The organism is Pseudomonas sp. LBUM1672 (assembly GCF_059695655.1).
In genome coordinates this window covers 3,855,528-3,872,513 of sequence record NZ_CP166781.1, presented here as the reverse complement: position 1 = coordinate 3,872,513, position 16,986 = coordinate 3,855,528, and the positions used below count along the sequence as shown (strand labels likewise).

At 60.1% G+C, this 16,986-nt stretch carries 17 protein-coding genes; 12 read left to right on the top strand and 5 right to left on the bottom strand.

Translation table 11 applies throughout. The features are described 5' to 3' along the window. The first annotated feature begins 4 nt into the window (after window positions 1-4). From ACA053_RS17595 to ACA053_RS17560, 8 genes are all read left to right on the top strand, one after another. Window positions 5-385 (top strand): RidA family protein, encoded by a 381-nt coding sequence (locus ACA053_RS17595; RefSeq protein ID WP_109632739.1) that lies wholly within the window; start codon window positions 5-7, stop codon window positions 383-385. A 184-nt stretch (window positions 386-569) separates the two neighbouring features. Then, the gene (locus ACA053_RS17590; protein ID WP_109627859.1) at window positions 570-1,919 is read left to right on the top strand and encodes a GntT/GntP/DsdX family permease; all 1,350 of its coding nucleotides are present in this window, start codon (window positions 570-572) and stop codon (window positions 1,917-1,919) included. A gap of 139 nt (window positions 1,920-2,058) precedes the next feature. Then, window positions 2,059-3,384, top strand: a complete 1,326-nt coding sequence (locus ACA053_RS17585) for an OprD family porin (RefSeq protein ID WP_497393259.1) — start codon at window positions 2,059-2,061, stop codon at window positions 3,382-3,384. A 791-nt stretch (window positions 3,385-4,175) separates the two neighbouring features. Beyond that, window positions 4,176-4,814, top strand: coding sequence for a hypothetical protein (locus ACA053_RS17580; RefSeq protein WP_497312013.1), 639 nt, complete (start codon window positions 4,176-4,178; stop codon window positions 4,812-4,814). After that, window positions 4,814-5,245, top strand: a complete 432-nt coding sequence (locus ACA053_RS17575; protein ID WP_497312011.1) for a phage holin family protein — start codon at window positions 4,814-4,816, stop codon at window positions 5,243-5,245. The genes ACA053_RS17580 and ACA053_RS17575 overlap by 1 nt, the downstream gene beginning before the upstream one ends. Then, a complete protein-coding gene (locus tag ACA053_RS17570; RefSeq protein ID WP_497312009.1) occupies window positions 5,242-6,066 on the top strand; it encodes a DUF3618 domain-containing protein in 825 nt (274 codons plus the stop codon). Before ACA053_RS17575 ends, ACA053_RS17570 begins: the two co-directional genes overlap by 4 nt. A gap of 352 nt (window positions 6,067-6,418) precedes the next feature. Next, complete coding sequence (locus tag ACA053_RS17565; protein WP_497393258.1) at window positions 6,419-7,348, top strand: ZIP family metal transporter; 930 nt, start codon at window positions 6,419-6,421, stop codon at window positions 7,346-7,348. 36 nt (window positions 7,349-7,384) lie between these two features. Then, a complete protein-coding gene (locus tag ACA053_RS17560; protein ID WP_497393257.1) occupies window positions 7,385-8,536 on the top strand; it encodes a carboxylate-amine ligase in 1,152 nt (383 codons plus the stop codon). 239 nt (window positions 8,537-8,775) lie between these two features. Here ACA053_RS17560 and ACA053_RS17555 read toward each other — a convergent pair whose 3' ends face one another. Continuing rightward, on the bottom strand, window positions 8,776-10,482 hold the full coding sequence (locus tag ACA053_RS17555; RefSeq protein WP_497393256.1) for an amidase: 1,707 nt from the start codon (window positions 10,480-10,482) through the stop codon (window positions 8,776-8,778). Window positions 10,483-10,798: 316 nt separating this feature from the next. On the opposite strand from ACA053_RS17555, the gene ACA053_RS17550 reads away from it, so the two are divergent. Further along, window positions 10,799-11,191, top strand: a complete 393-nt coding sequence (locus ACA053_RS17550) for a GFA family protein (protein ID WP_497393255.1) — start codon at window positions 10,799-10,801, stop codon at window positions 11,189-11,191. A gap of 8 nt (window positions 11,192-11,199) precedes the next feature. Here ACA053_RS17550 and phnE read toward each other — a convergent pair whose 3' ends face one another. Genes phnE through ACA053_RS17530 form a run of 4 tightly spaced genes read right to left on the bottom strand, consistent with a single transcriptional unit; the run spans window position 11,200 to window position 14,430 of the window. Beyond that, window positions 11,200-11,967: a phosphonate ABC transporter, permease protein PhnE gene (gene phnE / locus ACA053_RS17545; RefSeq protein ID WP_497311999.1), complete on the bottom strand. Its 768-nt coding sequence runs from the start codon at window positions 11,965-11,967 to the stop codon at window positions 11,200-11,202. Next, the gene (locus ACA053_RS17540; protein WP_109632724.1) at window positions 11,964-12,791 is read right to left on the bottom strand and encodes a PhnE/PtxC family ABC transporter permease; all 828 of its coding nucleotides are present in this window, start codon (window positions 12,789-12,791) and stop codon (window positions 11,964-11,966) included. Before ACA053_RS17540 ends, phnE begins: the two co-directional genes overlap by 4 nt. Further along, window positions 12,785-13,582, bottom strand: coding sequence for a phosphonate ABC transporter ATP-binding protein (locus ACA053_RS17535; protein ID WP_497393254.1), 798 nt, complete (start codon window positions 13,580-13,582; stop codon window positions 12,785-12,787). Before ACA053_RS17535 ends, ACA053_RS17540 begins: the two co-directional genes overlap by 7 nt. Continuing rightward, window positions 13,579-14,430: a putative selenate ABC transporter substrate-binding protein gene (locus ACA053_RS17530; protein ID WP_497393253.1), complete on the bottom strand. Its 852-nt coding sequence runs from the start codon at window positions 14,428-14,430 to the stop codon at window positions 13,579-13,581. Before ACA053_RS17530 ends, ACA053_RS17535 begins: the two co-directional genes overlap by 4 nt. A gap of 376 nt (window positions 14,431-14,806) precedes the next feature. Between ACA053_RS17530 and ACA053_RS17525 the strand changes: the two genes are divergently transcribed. The 3 genes from ACA053_RS17525 to ACA053_RS17515 all read left to right on the top strand — a co-directional run bounded on the left by ACA053_RS17525 (window position 14,807) and on the right by ACA053_RS17515 (window position 16,907). Then, window positions 14,807-15,376: a DJ-1/PfpI family protein gene (locus ACA053_RS17525; RefSeq protein WP_497393252.1), complete on the top strand. Its 570-nt coding sequence runs from the start codon at window positions 14,807-14,809 to the stop codon at window positions 15,374-15,376. A 722-nt stretch (window positions 15,377-16,098) separates the two neighbouring features. Next, window positions 16,099-16,254, top strand: coding sequence for a hypothetical protein (locus tag ACA053_RS17520; RefSeq protein WP_497393251.1), 156 nt, complete (start codon window positions 16,099-16,101; stop codon window positions 16,252-16,254). 137 nt (window positions 16,255-16,391) lie between these two features. Beyond that, window positions 16,392-16,907, top strand: coding sequence for an Hcp family type VI secretion system effector (locus tag ACA053_RS17515; RefSeq protein ID WP_017338154.1), 516 nt, complete (start codon window positions 16,392-16,394; stop codon window positions 16,905-16,907). The last annotated feature ends 79 nt before the right edge of the window (window positions 16,908-16,986 follow it).

The following is a 16,986-nucleotide window of genomic DNA, read 5'->3' as shown; positions in this document are numbered from 1 at the left end:
CCCCATGGCAAACCAAGACATCGCGTTTACTCCTGATCCTGACGCGGATTCCATCTCCTCCGACGTCACCGGCTTCGGCGGCATTCTGGTCTCCACGCAGATTCCCACCCGCGCCGACGGCAGCCTGGAACTGGGCGACATCACGCTGCAGAGCGAATGCACGTTGCAGGCGCTGAAGGTCGCGCTAGAAGGCGCCGGCAGTTCCATGGACCGGGTTCTGCACCTGACCATCTACCTCACCGACATGGCCGACCGCGCGGCGTTCAACGAAGTCTACAAACGCTTTTTCGCCAAGCCGTGGCCGGTTCGTGCCGCCGTCGGTGTGGCCGCGCTGGCGGTCGAAGGCATGCGCGTGGAAGTCACCGCGATGGCCGCCAAAGCCTGACGTTTTGGGTCAGGCGTGATGAAAATCCGCCTGACCCAGTTTCAAAAACACCGAGGCTTCATGCCTCTGCGCGACAACCCTTATCCCTCTACGAAAATTAGTTTCGCCTCGTTTGAAAATCACGCCTCGAAATGTTTTATGAGTTTCACAACCCATTCGACGTGACCCTTTCGAGGAGTACCGCATGACCCTGTCCTTCGGCTATTGGCTGCTGGTGTATGCCGCCATCGCCATCATTGCCCTGATCGTTCTGATCGCCCGTTACCGACTTAATCCGTTCATTGTCATCACCCTCGTGTCCATCGGCCTCGCCTTGCTGGCGGGCATGCCGCCGTCCGGCGTGGTCGGCGCCTACGAGGCCGGGGTCGGCAAGACCCTGGGACACATCGCGCTGGTGGTGGCGCTGGGCACCATGCTCGGCAAGATGATGGCCGAGTCCGGCGGTGCCGAGCAGGTGGCGCGCACCTTGATCGACCGGTTCGGCGAGAAGAATGCGCACTGGGCCATGGTCTGCATCGCGTTTCTGGTCGGGCTGCCGCTGTTCTTCGAGGTCGGTTTTGTGTTGTTGGTGCCGATCGCCTTTACCGTGGCGCGCCGGGTCGGCGTGTCGATCCTGATGGTCGGCTTGCCGATGGTCGCCGGCTTGTCGGTGGTGCATGCGCTGGTGCCGCCGCACCCGGCGGCAATGCTGGCGGTGCAGGTGTATGGGGCGTCGGTCGGGCAGACGTTGATGTACGCGATTCTGATCGGCATTCCGACCGCGATCATTGCCGGTCCGCTGTACGCCAAATTCATCGTGCCGCGCATTCAACTGCCGGCGGAGAACCCGCTGGAACGCCAGTTTCTCGACCGCGAACCGCGTGACAGCCTGCCGGGGTTCGGCATCACCATGGCGACCATTCTGTTGCCGGTGGTGCTGATGCTGATCGGTGGCTGGGCCAACCTGATTTCCACACCAGGCAGCGGTTTCAACCAGTTTCTGCTGTTCATCGGCAACTCGGTGATCGCGCTGCTGCTGGCGACACTGCTGAGTTTCTGGACCCTCGGCATCGCCCAGGGTTTCAACCGCGAATCGATCCTCAAGTTCACCAACGAATGCCTGGCACCGACCGCCAGCATCACCTTGCTGGTCGGTGCCGGCGGTGGCTTGAACCGGATTCTGGTGGATGCCGGCGTCACCAACCAGATCGTCAGCCTGGCCGATGAGTTTCACTTGTCGCCGCTGATCATGGGCTGGCTGTTTGCGGCGTTGATGCGCATTGCCACCGGGTCTGCCACGGTGGCGATGACCACCGCCTCGGGGATCGTGGCGCCGGTGGCCATCGGTCTGGGTTATCCGCATCCGGAGCTGCTGGTGCTGGCGACCGGCGCCGGCTCGGTAATTTTTTCCCACGTCAACGACGGCGGCTTCTGGTTGATCAAGGAATACTTCAACATGACCGTTGCCCAGACGTTCAAGACCTGGACCGTGCTTGAGACCATTATTTCGGTGGTGGCGTTTGCGCTGACCGTGGGTCTCTCTTACTTGATCTAACTCGAACACTCCGATCGCTTCCCTCAAGGCTCATGGTCACCCATGGAGCGCGTGATTGTGCGCGCCGCTGTTGGGTGCCAGGGGTGGATCGCGGTCGCATAAGAACTCAAAAAAATAAAAAATCACCCTGGAGCACCGTATGTTCAAGCGAGCAATCCCCACCGCACTTTTGTTGGCCACCGGTTCGATGTGCGCACAGGCAGCCGACTCTGCCGGCCATGGTTTTCTCGAAGACAGCAAAGCCAGCCTGTCGATGCGCACCTTGTATTTCAACAGCGACAACCGCGACGGCGCGGCCGAGCCTTCGAAAACCGAGGAGGCGGCGCAGGGTTTTGTCTTGCGTTACGAGTCCGGGTTTACTCAAGGCCGGGTCGGGTTCGGGGTCGATGCCCAGGCGTTGCTCGGCGTTACCCTGGACAGTGGCACCAGGCGCCACAACGGCAGCGGCATGATCCCGTCCGATGGCGACGGTGCAGCGGATGCCTGGAGCAGCTTTGGCCCGACGGCGAAGATGCGCATTTCAAAAACCGAATTTCGCTATGGCACGCTGCTGCCGAAGTTGCCGATCCTGATCTCGAACGATGCCCGGGTGTTGCCGCAATCGTTCACGGGTGCGCAGGTCACTTCGAACGACATCGATGGCCTGATGTTGACCAGTGGTGTGCTTGAACACGCGGTCGGTCGTGCTTCGACTGACCGCACTGGACTGTCGGTGGCGGGCAGCACTCAGGACAGCAACAAGTTCTATTTCGCCGGGGGTGACTACAACGTCACTAAGGACTTGAAGGCGCAGTATTACTTTGCGCAGATGGAAGACTTCTACAACCAGAACTTCTTCGGCCTGACCCATGTGCTGCCGATCGATGGCAAAAGCTCCTTTACCACTGACTTACGTTATTTCCGTACCACGTCGACCGGTGCCAACAGTTCTGCGGCGGGCAGGGCGCAAGGGTATCGGGTGTCGGGTTTTACCGAGGATAACAACGGTGAGATCGACAACAACACCTGGGTGGCGATGGTTACCTATGCGAACAGTGGTCATGCGGTGTCGGTGGGGCATCAGCGGGTGGGTGATGGCAGCAACTTTGTACAGCCGAACCAGGGCAGCCTGATTGATAAGGGGGCGGGTGGTGGTAGCGTTTATCTGCCTACGGACCGGATGATCCAGAGCTTTGCCCGGGCGGGTGAGGAGACCAATTTTGGGCAGTACAGCTATGATTTCGCGCCGTTGGGGGTGCCGGGGTTGAAGGCTACGATCGCGTATCTGAAGGGGACGGGGATCAAGGCGCAAAATGCGGGGGATCAGTCTGAGTGGGAGCGTGATATGACGCTTGATTACGTGCTGCAATCGGGGTCGCTCAAGGGGCTTGGGTTCAGTTTGCGTAATGGCAAGTCGAATACGGATGCGGGGCGGAATGTGGATCAGAATCGGTTCATCATTAACTACACGCTTTCGTTGTTGTGACGGTTTTGGGTGGTGGGCATATCCGTTTTTGGAGTAATGGCGGCTATTTGTTCCGCCCTTACGGCGGGTCACTTTGAAGAGCGCAAAGTAACCAAACGCTTTCGCCCCTGACGTACGGTGCCTCGCCTAGGCTCGGCATGCCCTCGCTCCGGTCCTGCTCCGTGGGCCCGCCGCCATCGGCCATCCATGGCCGGGGGCGGCTACCGCGGCATCCCTGCCGCGGTGCCCACTGCGCAGAACCTCCGCTCGGCCTTCCGACGGGGCAGATCAGGATCAAAAACCAAAGCGAGGCGGCCTGATAGCCGACCTGTTGTCCGTCCCGGTCATCGGCGGTGAACACTCATGTCATGCCCGCCAAAAATCCCCTGTGGGAGCTAGCCTGCTAGCGATGGATGTCCAGACACCGCGTTCATTCAGACCGCACGCATAATCGTTAACGTCCATCGCTAGCAGGCTAGCTCCCACAGGGAAATGCATACGCACGAAGAGCCAGGTCGGCCCGAAGGCCGCCTCGCGGTGCTGTGGCGGTAGTCGCCCCTCGAGAGGCCGAGTGGAGGTTCTGCGCAGTGGGCAGCCCGCCGTAAGGGCGGAACCCTAAGCCGCCGTTACCGAAATAACGGATATGCCCCCTCAGGTTCACATCAAAAGTTGCCAGCCGACGAACTGAACACATCACTCATCATTCCATTGGAACTCCGAATCACCCCCCTTCGTCATCTGCAGTGAGGGAGCCTGGCACTCACTGCGAACTCCCGGAACGCTTGACTAAAAAACAGAAGGCGAGGGACGACATGAATACTTCAGACAGCACCACCGGGAGTCAGCCAGACCAGCCCAACTCCCCAGGGCCGGAGCCAGGCTACCAGCACTTGAAGGAGGACGTGACGGAGGCAATTGAGGGTGCCCGACAACAAGCGGATGCACAGTTCGGACAATACCGCGACACCGCCGCCGATCAGATCGAGGCCTTGGCCAAGGGCGCGAAATCAGTCGTCTCCGAACTCGAAAGCAAGGACACCCTTGGCATGTCCGACTACCTGGCCGACATGGCGGAATCCATGAGCGGCCTGGCCGGAAACCTGCGCGGCAAAAGTGCCGAGCAACTGCTCCATGACGGCGCCGAGCTGGCCCGCAGCAATCCAGGGCTGTTCATCGCCGGCAGCATCGCGCTGGGCTTCGGCCTGTCGCGGTTCCTCAAAGCTGGCAGTTCTCCAGCGGCCACATTCACCGATGCCGACAACCCGGCAGCCGGCCACTCGATGCCACCGTCAGGCGGCTTTGGTGCGCAACGCCCCTATGAAACCTCCGTGGCGCCACGCACCGATCAAAGCCCCGGCAATACACCGGCGACACCGAGCGAGCAAGACCACCCTTCGAACTTCGCGACGACCTCGACACCGGGTTCGACAACCTTCAACGGAGCACTGTGATGAACAGAGAAGATCCGGATTTTCCAGGCTCAAGACCGGTGCCCGCACCTGAACATGACGCTTCGGTCGTCGGCCTGTTACGTCAGTTATCCCGTGAAGTGCCCGCGCTGTTCACCAAGGAACTGGCGCTGGCCAAAGCCGAACTTCAAGCCAGTCTCACGACGCTGAAAGCCGGCATTGCCGGGGTTGCGGGAGGTGCAATTGTCCTGTTGGCGGGGTTCATCATCTTGTTGATGTCTGCGGTCTACGGCCTTAGCACCGTGATGGCGCCGTGGCTGGCGGCGCTGATTGTCGGCGTGGTGGTGATGATCGTCGGTTACGCCATGCTGCAGTCCGGGAAAAAACAGTTCGAGCCGTCCCACTTCAAGCCTGATCGCACGCTGGATGCCTTGAACAAAGACCAGGAAGCGTTGCGGAGGAAAGTCTCATGAACAGTGAATTCGACACCGAAGCGGCAAAAAGCCCGGAAACCATCGAGCGTGAAATCGATGCGCAGCGGGCGAGTATCGGCAACATCGTCGATGCGCTGGAAAGCAAGTTCACCCCAGGTCAGATGTTCGATCAGGCGCTGTCGCTGATGCAGAGCAACGGCACCACCTTCCTGAGCAATCTGGGAACCAGCGTTCGTAATAATCCGGTTCCCGCCGTGCTGACATCTGTCGGTTTGCTGTGGTTGATGATGAGCCAGAATCGGCCACCGTCACCGCGCCCAGGCTATCGCGTGGGCCCGGATCAGAACACCGTCGGAGAATGGGCCGACGGTCTGGCTGACGGCATCGACAGTGCGCGTGACCATTTGCACCAGACGGCGGACACACTCAAGGAGAGTTATGAGAACGTCAAAGGCAAGGCAGCACATCTGGGCGACAACCTGGGGGCTGCCACCGACAACATCAGTCATGCCGTGCATGACGCCAGTGACCGATTGGTGCGCAGTACACAGGTGCTGGGCACTCAGTTCAGTCAGTTGTTGAAGGAACAACCGCTGATGGTCGCCGCAGCAGGGATCGCCTTGGGCGCCATGCTGGGCGCGGCATTGCCTTCGACAGCGACCGAGCAACGCTACATGGGCAAAACCAGCGCCGGGCTGACCGACAAGGTAAAGCAGCAGGCAAGGGAAGGGTTCGAAGCCGTGCGCGATACCGTGACCAAAACCACCGATCACTCGGACGTAGAAGCGAAACCGCAAGGGGAGTACCGCGCAGCTTCAGATACGCCAGCCGATCTGTCCCGAGGTTTGGGCACATCGTAATCAGGTGCTTCATAAAGGGCGGCAAAAAACAGCGGGAGGTCTGACACAGGCCTCCCGTTTTCTTTCGATTTGCACAGACCGCTGTACGATGAAAACGCTCGTGACTGCAGTGGAGATCTGCCGGCAGACAAAAGTTTGAATCGATTGATTGAGCGCCGACGACTGGTGATAAAACCGCGCAAAAACACCTCTCCGATGCCGCCCGTCGCGAGCGATCAATCTTTTTAAAATTTTCTCAGGCGCGGCACCTTCAGATAACTGTGGGCGGCGCATTGGGGCTTTCACCGGGTGAGTGTCCCTCTCGGCGTGGTTTTTGTGTGGCGTAGCGTTCCAACGGAAAATAGGTGTCCTTATGTCGGAACATTCTTCGCCCGTGAAAGCACCATGGCGTGCCTGGTTTGACCCAGGAAAAAGCAGCCGTTGGCCGAGTATTCTGTTCTGGTCGACCTTGGTGGGGGTCACCATTTTGCTGCTGGTCAGCGGGTACAGCGCCTTGACCGGGGCGGACAGCGTCAACCTGAAGTATGCGTTCCTGGGCGGCGTCTCGGGTTTCGCCGCGACCGCGCTCGGCGCGGTGTTAGCCGTGGTCTTGCGCGACATTGCCGCACGGACCCAGGACATCATGCTGGGGTTCGCCGCCGGCATGATGCTCGCCGCCAGTTCTTTCTCGCTCATCCTGCCGGGCATCGCGGCGGCGCTGGCCATTTGCGGTAACAAGCTGCTGGCGGCGTGTGTCGTGGTCCTGGGGTTGGGCCTGGGTGTGGCACTGATGATCGGGCTGGATCGCTTTGTCCCCCATGAGCACCAGAAGATCGGGCGCAGAGGGCCGCAAGCGCAGCGCATCAATCGGGTCTGGCTGTTCGTGTTGGCTATCACGCTGCATAACTTGCCGGAAGGCATGGCCATCGGCGTCAGTTTTGCCAATGGCGACATGAAGGTAGGTTTGCCATTGACCACGGCGATTGCCATCCAGGACATCCCCGAGGGATTGGCCGTTGCATTGGCGCTGCGAGTGACTGGGATCTCGACATTGCGAGCGGCGCTGATCGCGGTCGGCTCAGGGCTGATGGAGCCGTTAGGGGCGGTCGTGGGCCTCGGCATTTCCACGGGCTTCGCGCTGGGTTACCCGATTGCCCTGGGCCTGGCGGCGGGCGCGATGATCTTCGTCGTCTCCCATGAAGTGATTCCCGAGACACACCGTAACGGTCACGAAACCCCGGCGACGCTGGGCCTGATGCTGGGTTTCGGGCTCATGATGTTTCTCGATACGGCGTTGGGCTAGGCTTATATTCAAGGGCGCAAGGCGAGGGGTGAAGCGATGAACAGACACCTGAAGTTTGGCATTGAAGAGGAATACTTCATCACCAACCTCGACACCCGGCGCATGGCCGAGAACCCTTCTGACGCTTCGATTGAGGCGTGCCAGGCGGTGTTGGGCGAGTGTTTTGCCCATGAGATGTTCAAGGCCCAAATCGAAGTCGCGTCCCCGATCTTTACCAGCATCGCACAAGCAACCGAGTACCTGTTTTCGGCGCGCACCAGGTTGCGGCAAACGCTCGAATTGTACGGTCTGGGATTGCTCAGTGCCGGTAGCCATCCGTTGGCGGATTGGCGTTTGCAACAGGCCACGGACCATCCGCACTTTCTTCAACTGTTTGAAGACTACCAGCGCGTGGCAAGGCGCAGCTTGCTGTCCGGCCTGCACGTGCATGTTGAAGTGCCGGCGCACGTGGACCGTATTCAGGTGATGAACGAAGTCTTGCCGTGGATGCCGTTGTTGTTGGCACTCAGCACTTCTTCACCTTTCTGGGACGGCGCCGACAGCGGCTTCATGAGCTACCGGCAGACCGCGTGTGATGAGTGGCCGCGGATGGGCATTCCGGAGTTCTTCGAAGATCAACGTGCCTATGACGCCTACGTCGCCTTGCTGATCCGCACTGGCACGATCAAACAGGCGGGCGACTGCTGGTGGGGTCTGCGGCCCGCCGCGAAATACCCGACGCTGGAGATGCGCATGACCGATGCCTGTCCGCGCCTGGATGACGTCTTGTGCGTGGTCTCGTTGTTTCGATTGCTGGTGGCCCATGCCATTGAGCAACCTCGCCCGGGGTCGAGTTATTCGCAAGCGTCGCAGTGGATTCTCAAGGAAAACCGGTGGCGGGCGAAACGGTCCGGGATCCACGCATCATTCATCATGGAAGGTTACGACCGGCCATTCTCTGCCGGGCAATGGCTGTTCAGGGCGCAACAGATTCTTGGAGATACGGCGCAGAAGTTGGGAGTGGAGAACGTGTTTGCCCAGGGGCGCCGAATTCTACAGGACGGCACCAGTGCAGACCGGCAGCGCAGCGTCTATGCGCGAGCCTTGCGCGGGGGAGAGGATGTGCCAAGCGCTCTGTCGGACGTTGTCGATCAGTTGCTGATGGAAACGTCACAAGCGCCGTGCATCAGTGAAATGGCGCTCATTTAAGCGCGGTCACCACACTTATGTGGCGAGAGGGGCTTTTGTGGTGAGGGGATTTATCCCCGTTGGGTTGCGAAGCAGCCCCAGCGTCCGCCCAGACAAACCGAGTTGTCGGGATTTACGACTGCTTCGCAGCCGAACGGGGATAAATCCCCTCGCCACAGGGGGCTGTTTCGCGACCCAACAGGGGTAACTCCCCCTCACCAGAGGGGGCTTGTTCGGCTGAGGTCCAATGCGCAGCTTTTTCAGCCCTGCAACGGCGGAGTCCGGGGCGGGACTACTCGTTTGTTGCCGACCGATTCAAACGCCGAAGCAAAGCGCAGCAGCGCTGAATCGTCATAGGCACGACCGGCGAAGGTCAGCCCCACTGGCATGTCGATATCGGGCATCACGCCCATCGGCACCGTCACCGTCGGAACACCCAGATGCCGGATGGCGAGGTTGCCGTTGGCCACCCACACGCCGTTGCTCCACGCGATGTCCGCCGACTGCAGATCGACATCGGCATTCGCCGGCCCGACGTCAGCCACTGTCGGAAACAGCACCGCATCAAGGTTCAGTCGATCCATCCAGTCTTCAAGGTCGATCCGACGTGTCTCTTCCAATCCACGCAGACCGTTCGGCACGGTGGTGATCTGGTCCCAGGGGGTGATGCCGCGTTCGGCCATCTTCACGTATTCGTCCATGCCCGCGGCAAGGTCGTCTTCGCGATTGGGCAGGGTGCCCGGGTCGTGCGGGAAAATCAGCGGCCCGTCGACGTCGGCCAGGCGATTCAGTTTCGGATCACCGTTGGCCCGCAGGAAATCATCGAACGCCCAAGCCGACAGGTCCCACAACTCATGGTGCAGGAACTCCTTCGACACCAGCCCACGGGTGAACACGGTCGGCGCGCCCGGACGATCACCTTCGCAATTGGAGACCAACGGGAAATCGACCTCGACCACTTCGGCGCCCGCCGCTTCTAGTGCCTTGCGAGCCTCTTCCCAGAGGCCGATCACGCTAGGACGGGTGTTGATTTTCTGCCCCGTCGGGCCACCGATGCCCGGCGACTCGCTGGTGCCCGCTTCAGGATCGGCGTTGATGTACATGCGCGGAACGCCGAAGCGTTTTCCGGCAAGCACATCGGTCTTTACGGCCAGTTCGGCGTAAGAAGCGGGGCGCACCGAAGCGACGCTCGGAATCGGCACCCACGGTTGCATCCGCCACAGATCGCCCCGGGTGTCGGGATCATCCGCCACCACCACGTCGAGCACTTCGAGCAGGTCGGCCATGGTTCGGGCGTACGGCACGACCACGTCCATCGTCGGCGTCAGCGGCCAATTGCCGCGCACCGAGATCACCCCGCGCGAAGGCGTATAGGCGCACAAGCCATTGTTCGAGGCCGGACCGCGCCCGCTCGACCAGGTTTCTTCAGCAAGCCCGAAGGCCGCGAAACTGGCGGCGGTGGCCGTCCCGGCGCCGTTCGATGAGCCCGAGGCAAAAGGAGCCGTCAGGTAGTCAGCGTTGTACGGGCTCTCGGCACGGCCATAGACCCCGCGCTGCATGCCGCCATTGGCCATCGGCGGCATATTGGTCTTGCCCAGGCAGATCGCACCGGCGGCGCGCAGCCGTTCGATGGTGAACGCATCGCGATAGGCAATCAGGTCCTTGAAGGCCGGACTTCCTGAGGCCGCGGTGAGGCCTTTCACCAGATAACTGTCCTTGGCCGTGTAGGGAATGCCATCCAGCGGGCCGAGCGTCTGGCCCTTGGCCCGACGGGCATCTGAGGCCTGCGCTTCGTTGAGTGCCTCGGGGTTGCGCACCACCACCGCGTTGAGCGCGGTCAGCGTGTCGGGGCCGTCGTAGGCGTCGATCCTGGCAAGATAGGCCTGGACCAGTTCCACCGCTGTGGTTTGACCAGACTCCAATGCGGCACGCAGTTGGGCGATGGACACTTCGGTGACTTCGATCATGCTGTTACCACCGACGGCTGATGGGGAAGGGGGTGAGTGTTTGCGCCTTGCCGGGTGTTGGGCGCAGGGGCAGCACTTGTCTCAAAACGGGTGTTCATATCGATTTCTCGTTGCACGGCAATACGACAGGGGCTGGACTTATCATCTGGGTGGTCTATTTAGCACCAAGGCGGGCACGGAGGGAAACAGTGAAACGGTTTATGCGCGGGTGATGGCGTGTGTCCGGCTTTTACCTGCGGCTAGGGTCTCTGGACCACTGCATTCGTTCAGATGCTATTTTCACTGACTCGACCGCTTGATTCAGAGGAGACGCAACATGGACCGATTCACCGGTGGCTGCGTGTGCGGCAATGTTCGAATCGAGGCGTCAGGGCGGCCCTACCGGGTCGGCCTCTGTCACTGTCTGGACTGCCGCAAGCATCACGGGGCGCTTTTCAACGCCAGCGCGATATTCCCTCAGGAGGCGGTGAAGATCGCGGGCGAAACACGTGACTACGCCGGGCGGCATTTTTGTCCGCGCTGCGGCTCGTCCGTTTTCGCGCGCACCGACGACGAAATCGAAGTGAACCTGGGATCTCTCGATGCCCCTGACCAACTGAGGCCAACCTACGAAAGCTGGATTGTGCGTCGCGAGTCCTGGTTGCCGGCGTTTGCGCTCGCGAGACATTACGAGAACGATCGTGAGGGTACGGGGCGCTTGGAGGAGTAGACCCGCTATCAGGCCTTGACCCAGCGTTGACGGCTCCAGCTGCTCAATGAATCGACGGCAAACACCAGCAGCAACATGGCCAGGATCACCGTGCTGGCTTGAGCTTCCTGAAACAGGCTGAGGCTGACATAGAGCATTTGCCCCAAACCACCGGCGCCGACGAAACCGAGCACGCTGGCCATGCGGATGTTGTTTTCCCAGCGGTACAGGGTGTAGGCCAGCAGCTGCGGCAACAGGTTGGGCAGTGTGCCGTAACAGAACGCCCAGACGGCGTTGCCACCCTGCAGGCGAATGGCTTCGGCCGGTTCCGACGGGGTGTTTTCCAGCGCTTCGGCAAACAGCCGGCCGAGCACGCCAGTGGTGTGCAGGGCCAATGCCAGCGTGCCGGCATTGGGACCGAGTCCGGCGGCCAGCACCATCAGCGCAGCCCACACCAGTTCCGGCACCGCGCGCAAGGCATTGAGCACCAGACGCGACGCACTCTGAAAAGGCCAGCCGAAACGCCCGGCCGCGGGCAATGCCAACAGCAAACCGAATACTGCCGCGAGCAGGGTGCCCAGGGCGGACATCGCAATGGTTTCCAACGCGCCGTGGCCGATGGCTTGCAGATGACCCGCGCTCAGGTCCGGGCTGAGAAAACGCTGTGCATAGGCCCCCATCTGCTTCAGGTTGCCGGCGCCGCCGAGCTCGCTGAGGTCGATACCCAGATAGATGAACGAACCGACCACCGCTGCGCCGATGAACAGGAGCAGGGCCAGGTTGATCAGGCGATTCATGTCAGCCTCCAGCGCAGCAGACGGCTGAGTTGATCGGCGAGCAACACCAGGACAAGGAAGGTCAGCAACAGACTGGCCACTTCACCGCCCGCGAACATGCGCAACGACAAATCCATCTGCTGTCCCAGACCGCCGGCACCGACGAAACCCATAACCACCGAGGCGCGGATCGCGCATTCCCAGCGATACACCGTGTACGACATCAGCTCCGCTGCGACATTCGGCAGAATCCCGTAGCAAAACGCCGCGAGCCGACCGCTGCCTGAGCGCAGTAACGCGTGGGCCGGGCGCTGGTCCACCGACTCGAAAATTTCCGCATAGACCTTGCCCAACATGCCGCTGTAGGTAATCGCAATGGCCAGCACCCCAGCGGTGGGGCCGAGGCCGACGGCGCGCACGAACAACAAGGCCCAGACGATTTCCGGCACGCTGCGCAGGAAGATCAACAACCCGCGTACCGGCCAACGCAGCAGCTGGCCGCCGAAGTTTGGGCGGCCGGCGCGGGAGGCTGCCGACAGCGACAGGGCGCGACTGGCCAGCAGGCTGGCGGGAACGGCCAACAACAGCGCCAGCGCCATGCCAGCCGTGGCGATGGCCAGGGTCTGCAGGGTGGCTTGCAACAGCAGTTCGATGAATTCCGCGCCATGGGCTGGCGGCCAGAAGGCCGAGACAAACCGGCCCATCTCGCTCTGACTGTCACTCGCCACTAAAACGCTGAGGTCCAACTCGCTGAAGTGGATGCCTGGCCACAACAGGGCAATCGCCAGCAGGCTGAGGAGCAAACGGGGCAGGGCGGCGGGGTCGCGGGTGGCAGACGTCAGCATCGGGGGATCTGCACACTCAAGGACACTGGGGGCACCGGCGAGGATTGCAGTTGCTCGTTGGCGTAGAGCTTGTCGAGCAACTCGCGGTCGACGTCGCTGGCCGCCAGGTCAAACAGGATCTGCCCGTCACGCAGGCCGATGATCCGCGAAAAGTGCGCCAGGGCCAGCTCCACCGCATGCAGGCTGGCGACCAGGGTGACCTGGTTTTCCCGGGCATGGCGGCAGAGTACCGACAGCGTGTGTTCGGCCAGCACCGGGTCCATCGCCGAAACCGGCTCATCGGCCAGCAACACTTCGGGCGCTTGATACAAGACGCGGGCAATGCCCACTCGCTGAAGCTGTCCGCCGGACAGTTGCTGGCATTGCGCGAATAACTTGTCGCCCAGGTCGAGCCTGGCCAACGCCGCGCGTGCGCCCGGAATGTCCAGCGGATGGACCAGGTTCAGCAAGCTCTTGCCCAAACCCCACTGACCCAGTTTACCGGCCAGCACCGCAGTGACCACACGCTGGCGCGGTGGCAGAGGCGGCGATTGATGAATCAGCCCGATGCGCGCGCGCAGACGCTGGCGCTGCCGGGCAGACAGATGCCATGCGCGCTCGCCGAGCACCTGCAGTTCGCCGTTGTCCGGTCGCAACGCGGTGGCCAGCACGTTGAGCAGGCTCGACTTGCCGGCACCGGAAGGGCCGATAATGGCAACCTGTTCGCCTGCACCGATGTGCAGATTCACGCCGCGCAACGCTTGGACGCCGTTGACGTGGGTCAGGCTGGCCTGGGTCAGACGCAATGTCATTTCAGCAGTTCGGCGGCGCGAGCGGCTTCCTCGATGCCTTTGTAATTGTCAGGACTGGTCTCGATGAAGCGGCTGGCAGCCTGCAAATCGAGGATTTCCTTGTCCTTCGGGTTCGCCGGATCGAGTGCAAGGAAGGCTGCCTTGATCTTCGCCGCCAGCGCCGGGTCGAGGGTCCCGCGCACTGTCCAGTTGTAGTCAAAGTAGGCCGGGGTGGTCGCAAATACTTTGACCTTGCTGGTATCGACCTTGCCGGCGGCGACCAGTTTTTCCCAGACGCTGGCGTTCAGGACCCCGGCGTCCACCTTACCGGCCTGGACCCAGGCAACGGTGGCGTCATGAGCGCCGGAGTAACCCACGCGGCTGAAATAGGTTTCCGGCTTGATGCCGTCCTTCAGCATGAAATAACGCGGCATGAGACTGCCCGAAGTGGAGGATACCGAGCCGAAGGCAAAGGTCTTGCCCCTGAGGTCGGCGAGGGATTTGACGTTCGGGTCGGCGGTGATGAATTTGCTGGTGAACTGGGCGTCCTGTTCGCGCTGCACCAACGGAATCGCATTACCGGTCTTCAGGCGCGCCTGCACAAATGTGAAACCGCCGAGCCAGGCCATATCGATGCGGTCGGTCGCCAGCGCCTCGACCACGGCCGGGTAGTCGCTCACGGGCACGAACTCGACCTTCATGCCCAGTTTTTGCTCCAGATAAACGCCTAGCGGCTTGAACTTGCGCAGCAGTTCAGTCGGGGCTTCATCGGGAATCGCACTGACTTTCAGAGTGTCGGCGGCTTGCGCCAACAAGCTGCCAAAAGACAGGGTAAAGCCGACGGCCAATGCCAGGGTACGCTTGAGCATGGAAGCTCTCCGGTGAATGAACAAAAGAATAACGATGCGCCGGGCGCAGGCTGATTGCTGCGTGGCGCTTTGAGAGGGTAGACGAAGCGGAGCGATATTAACCGCTTTTGACTGATCAATATGTGTCGTGAAGGGCTGCAATCGACCCAGGCCGTGTAAAAACGCATTCGTCACTTTGAAGTCAGCGTTGCTACGTGAAATCTGGCGTCGACCGTTTGGTAAGTAGACCTGAAATTTGCATAGGGACGCGATTTTTGGGCTGTTTTCGTCTGCCTACACAGATCGAAAACGTTTTTACACAGCCTCGGCCCGAAGCAGCCTTGATGTCTATTGGTTGTCGTCATATGTTACTGGCATTCATGGAGGATTCTGACTGATGGCACGCGTGGGTTTGATACTGACACCCGGTTTTGCGGACTGGGAATATGCTTTCATTGCTGGAACTGCGTACCCGTTTTACGGGATCGACGTCAGGTTTTTCGCTTCTGCTACGGGGCAGTTTCGTTCGCAGGGTGGATTGGCTGTAACTGTCGATAGCAGCTTGCAACAATGTCTGGACTGGAAACCGGATGTTGTCGTCGTCATTGGAGGAATGATCTGGGAACGTGCCGAAGCCCCGGATATTCGAGACTTTCTTCATGCTAGTCGTTCAAGTGGAGCGGCAATTGCCGGTATCTGTGGGGGAACGCTGGCACTTGCGAGGGCCGGGCTTCTAGACACGGTTCCTCATACCTCGAACAGCGCTGATTTCTTACAACAGAATGCCGTAAGTTATGAAGGCCGCACACTTTATCGAAGCAGTTCAGTAGCTGTGATTACAGACCGCATCATTACTGCTCCAGGGGCCGCCCCCGTTAGCTTCACCTGCGCAGTATTCGAAAGTGCCGGGCTATCTTCAGAGATCATTTCTCAGTTCAGATCAATGTTGGCAGCGGAACATGGATGACCGCGTCGTCCCTGCATTTCGGGCACATTCTCAGAAGGTAATTTATGAGCGCTGGCGACATACCTGTGGACCAAGTGGTACGAGGCTACGTAACCTTTGTAGGGAGTGAGGGAGCGCAGTTCATGAGCTTCAGCTATAGCGCCAATGGGAAGCGGTTTCACAAGTCTCTCAACGAAACCATTGACGCTTGGTCAACTGCAACTCTCCGTAAAGCCTCATACGGGCTGAAGGTAGGCGACCCGGTGTCGGTTTGGTGCTCTCTCAGCAACCCAGAAGTGTGTTGCATCGGCGAAAAACCAGCCGAAAACCAGCATTGTTGCGTTTGATTGAGGCTCTGGGAGCGGTAGGGTATTTATGAAATTGATCCACGCTGTCCAAGCCGACGTCCGACTTTATTTATTTTGAGGCATTTGCTGTGTAGGCGTGCTGGATCATCCGATGCCTGAATCTCGGGGCGCAATGACCGCTTCTGGCCGATTGCTGTCTGTGGTGAGGGGCTCGGCACGGATTGAAACTGACCGACCCTGTCGATCGTGATTTGATCTAGGACAGGTTGCTGATTTCGAGTCCGGTGAGCCGTGTCCTCCTACTCGAAAGCTAGTGGGCACAAATTGAATACTTGGGACAGTTTTCAGCCGGCAGGACAGCCGTTATCAAGTCAATGCACGGCCAGCGGCAACAGCTTGGCTACCATCATCACCCACTGATGACTAATCGCCATTATGCGCAAGAAGTTGCGCAGTTATTTCGCAAAAAAACCTACTGCATCGCTGAGCGACAAGCCCGCCAAGGCCTCCAGCCAGGTGCGCAAGAAGTTGCGCACTACTGCGCAACTTCTTGCGCACTTTGAGGGGGCTTTTCCCTTCAAAATCACTTAAGCGATTGAAAACTTCGGCCATCCCCCCGGTTTACATAGCCCTCAATATTTCTGGCACGGACCTTGATAACAGTCAGGCACCCACCGGGCGATACCGCCTCCCGGGCACTCTTACTTTATTCAGCAAGGAGCACATCCATGGCTACTCCAGCGTACATGTCCGTCACTGGCGAAAAACAAGGTCTGATCACCGCCGGCGCATTCACCGCCGACTCGGTTGGCAACACCTACCAGGAAGGTCACGAAGACCAGGTCATGGTTCAGGCTTTCAACCACGATGTAATCATCCCGCGTGACCCACAGTCCGGCCAGCCAACCGGTCAGCGCGTTCACAAGCCAGTCGTGATCACCAAGGTCTACGACAAGTCTTCGCCACTGCTGCAAGCGGCTCTGACCTCGGGCGAGCGCATGAGCGAAATCGTTATCCAGTGGTTCCGTACTTCGGCCCAAGGGACCCAAGAGCACTACTACACCACCAAACTGGAAGACGCGATCATCGTCGCCATCAACAACAAAATGCACAACTGCCAGGATCCGTCGAACTCCCACTTCACGCACCTGGAAGAAGTACAGTTCACCTACCGCAAAATCACCTGGACCCACGAAGTATCCGGTACTTCGGGTTCCGATGACTGGCGTCAGCCAGTCGCTTAATCGCGGCTGACCGCTCCACGCATCGGCCAGCTCTGCTGGTCGATGTTGTTTCCGCCTTTCCAGAATTTGCGTCTGCTGA

What these genes read in the sequence shown, in the direction of transcription:
- ACA053_RS17535 (WP_497393254.1), bottom strand. Translation starts at nt 13,582, where the DNA reads ATGACATTGCGTCTGACCCAGGCCAGCCTGACCCACGTCAACGGCGTC.
- ACA053_RS17530 (WP_497393253.1), bottom strand. Translation starts at nt 14,430, where the DNA reads ATGCTCAAGCGTACCCTGGCATTGGCCGTCGGCTTTACCCTGTCTTTT.
- ACA053_RS17525 (WP_497393252.1), top strand. Translation starts at nt 14,807, where the DNA reads ATGGCACGCGTGGGTTTGATACTGACACCCGGTTTTGCGGACTGGGAA.
- ACA053_RS17590 (WP_109627859.1), top strand. Translation starts at nt 570, where the DNA reads ATGACCCTGTCCTTCGGCTATTGGCTGCTGGTGTATGCCGCCATCGCC.
- ACA053_RS17560 (WP_497393257.1), top strand. Translation starts at nt 7,385, where the DNA reads ATGAACAGACACCTGAAGTTTGGCATTGAAGAGGAATACTTCATCACC.
- ACA053_RS17550 (WP_497393255.1), top strand. Translation starts at nt 10,799, where the DNA reads ATGGACCGATTCACCGGTGGCTGCGTGTGCGGCAATGTTCGAATCGAG.
- phnE (WP_497311999.1), bottom strand. Translation starts at nt 11,967, where the DNA reads ATGAATCGCCTGATCAACCTGGCCCTGCTCCTGTTCATCGGCGCAGCG.
- ACA053_RS17575 (WP_497312011.1), top strand. Translation starts at nt 4,814, where the DNA reads ATGAACAGAGAAGATCCGGATTTTCCAGGCTCAAGACCGGTGCCCGCA.
- ACA053_RS17585 (WP_497393259.1), top strand. Translation starts at nt 2,059, where the DNA reads ATGTTCAAGCGAGCAATCCCCACCGCACTTTTGTTGGCCACCGGTTCG.
- ACA053_RS17570 (WP_497312009.1), top strand. Translation starts at nt 5,242, where the DNA reads ATGAACAGTGAATTCGACACCGAAGCGGCAAAAAGCCCGGAAACCATC.
- ACA053_RS17580 (WP_497312013.1), top strand. Translation starts at nt 4,176, where the DNA reads ATGAATACTTCAGACAGCACCACCGGGAGTCAGCCAGACCAGCCCAAC.
- ACA053_RS17595 (WP_109632739.1), top strand. Translation starts at nt 5, where the DNA reads ATGGCAAACCAAGACATCGCGTTTACTCCTGATCCTGACGCGGATTCC.
- ACA053_RS17565 (WP_497393258.1), top strand. Translation starts at nt 6,419, where the DNA reads ATGTCGGAACATTCTTCGCCCGTGAAAGCACCATGGCGTGCCTGGTTT.
- ACA053_RS17515 (WP_017338154.1), top strand. Translation starts at nt 16,392, where the DNA reads ATGGCTACTCCAGCGTACATGTCCGTCACTGGCGAAAAACAAGGTCTG.
- ACA053_RS17540 (WP_109632724.1), bottom strand. Translation starts at nt 12,791, where the DNA reads ATGCTGACGTCTGCCACCCGCGACCCCGCCGCCCTGCCCCGTTTGCTC.
- ACA053_RS17520 (WP_497393251.1), top strand. Translation starts at nt 16,099, where the DNA reads ATGCGCAAGAAGTTGCGCAGTTATTTCGCAAAAAAACCTACTGCATCG.
- ACA053_RS17555 (WP_497393256.1), bottom strand. Translation starts at nt 10,482, where the DNA reads ATGATCGAAGTCACCGAAGTGTCCATCGCCCAACTGCGTGCCGCATTG.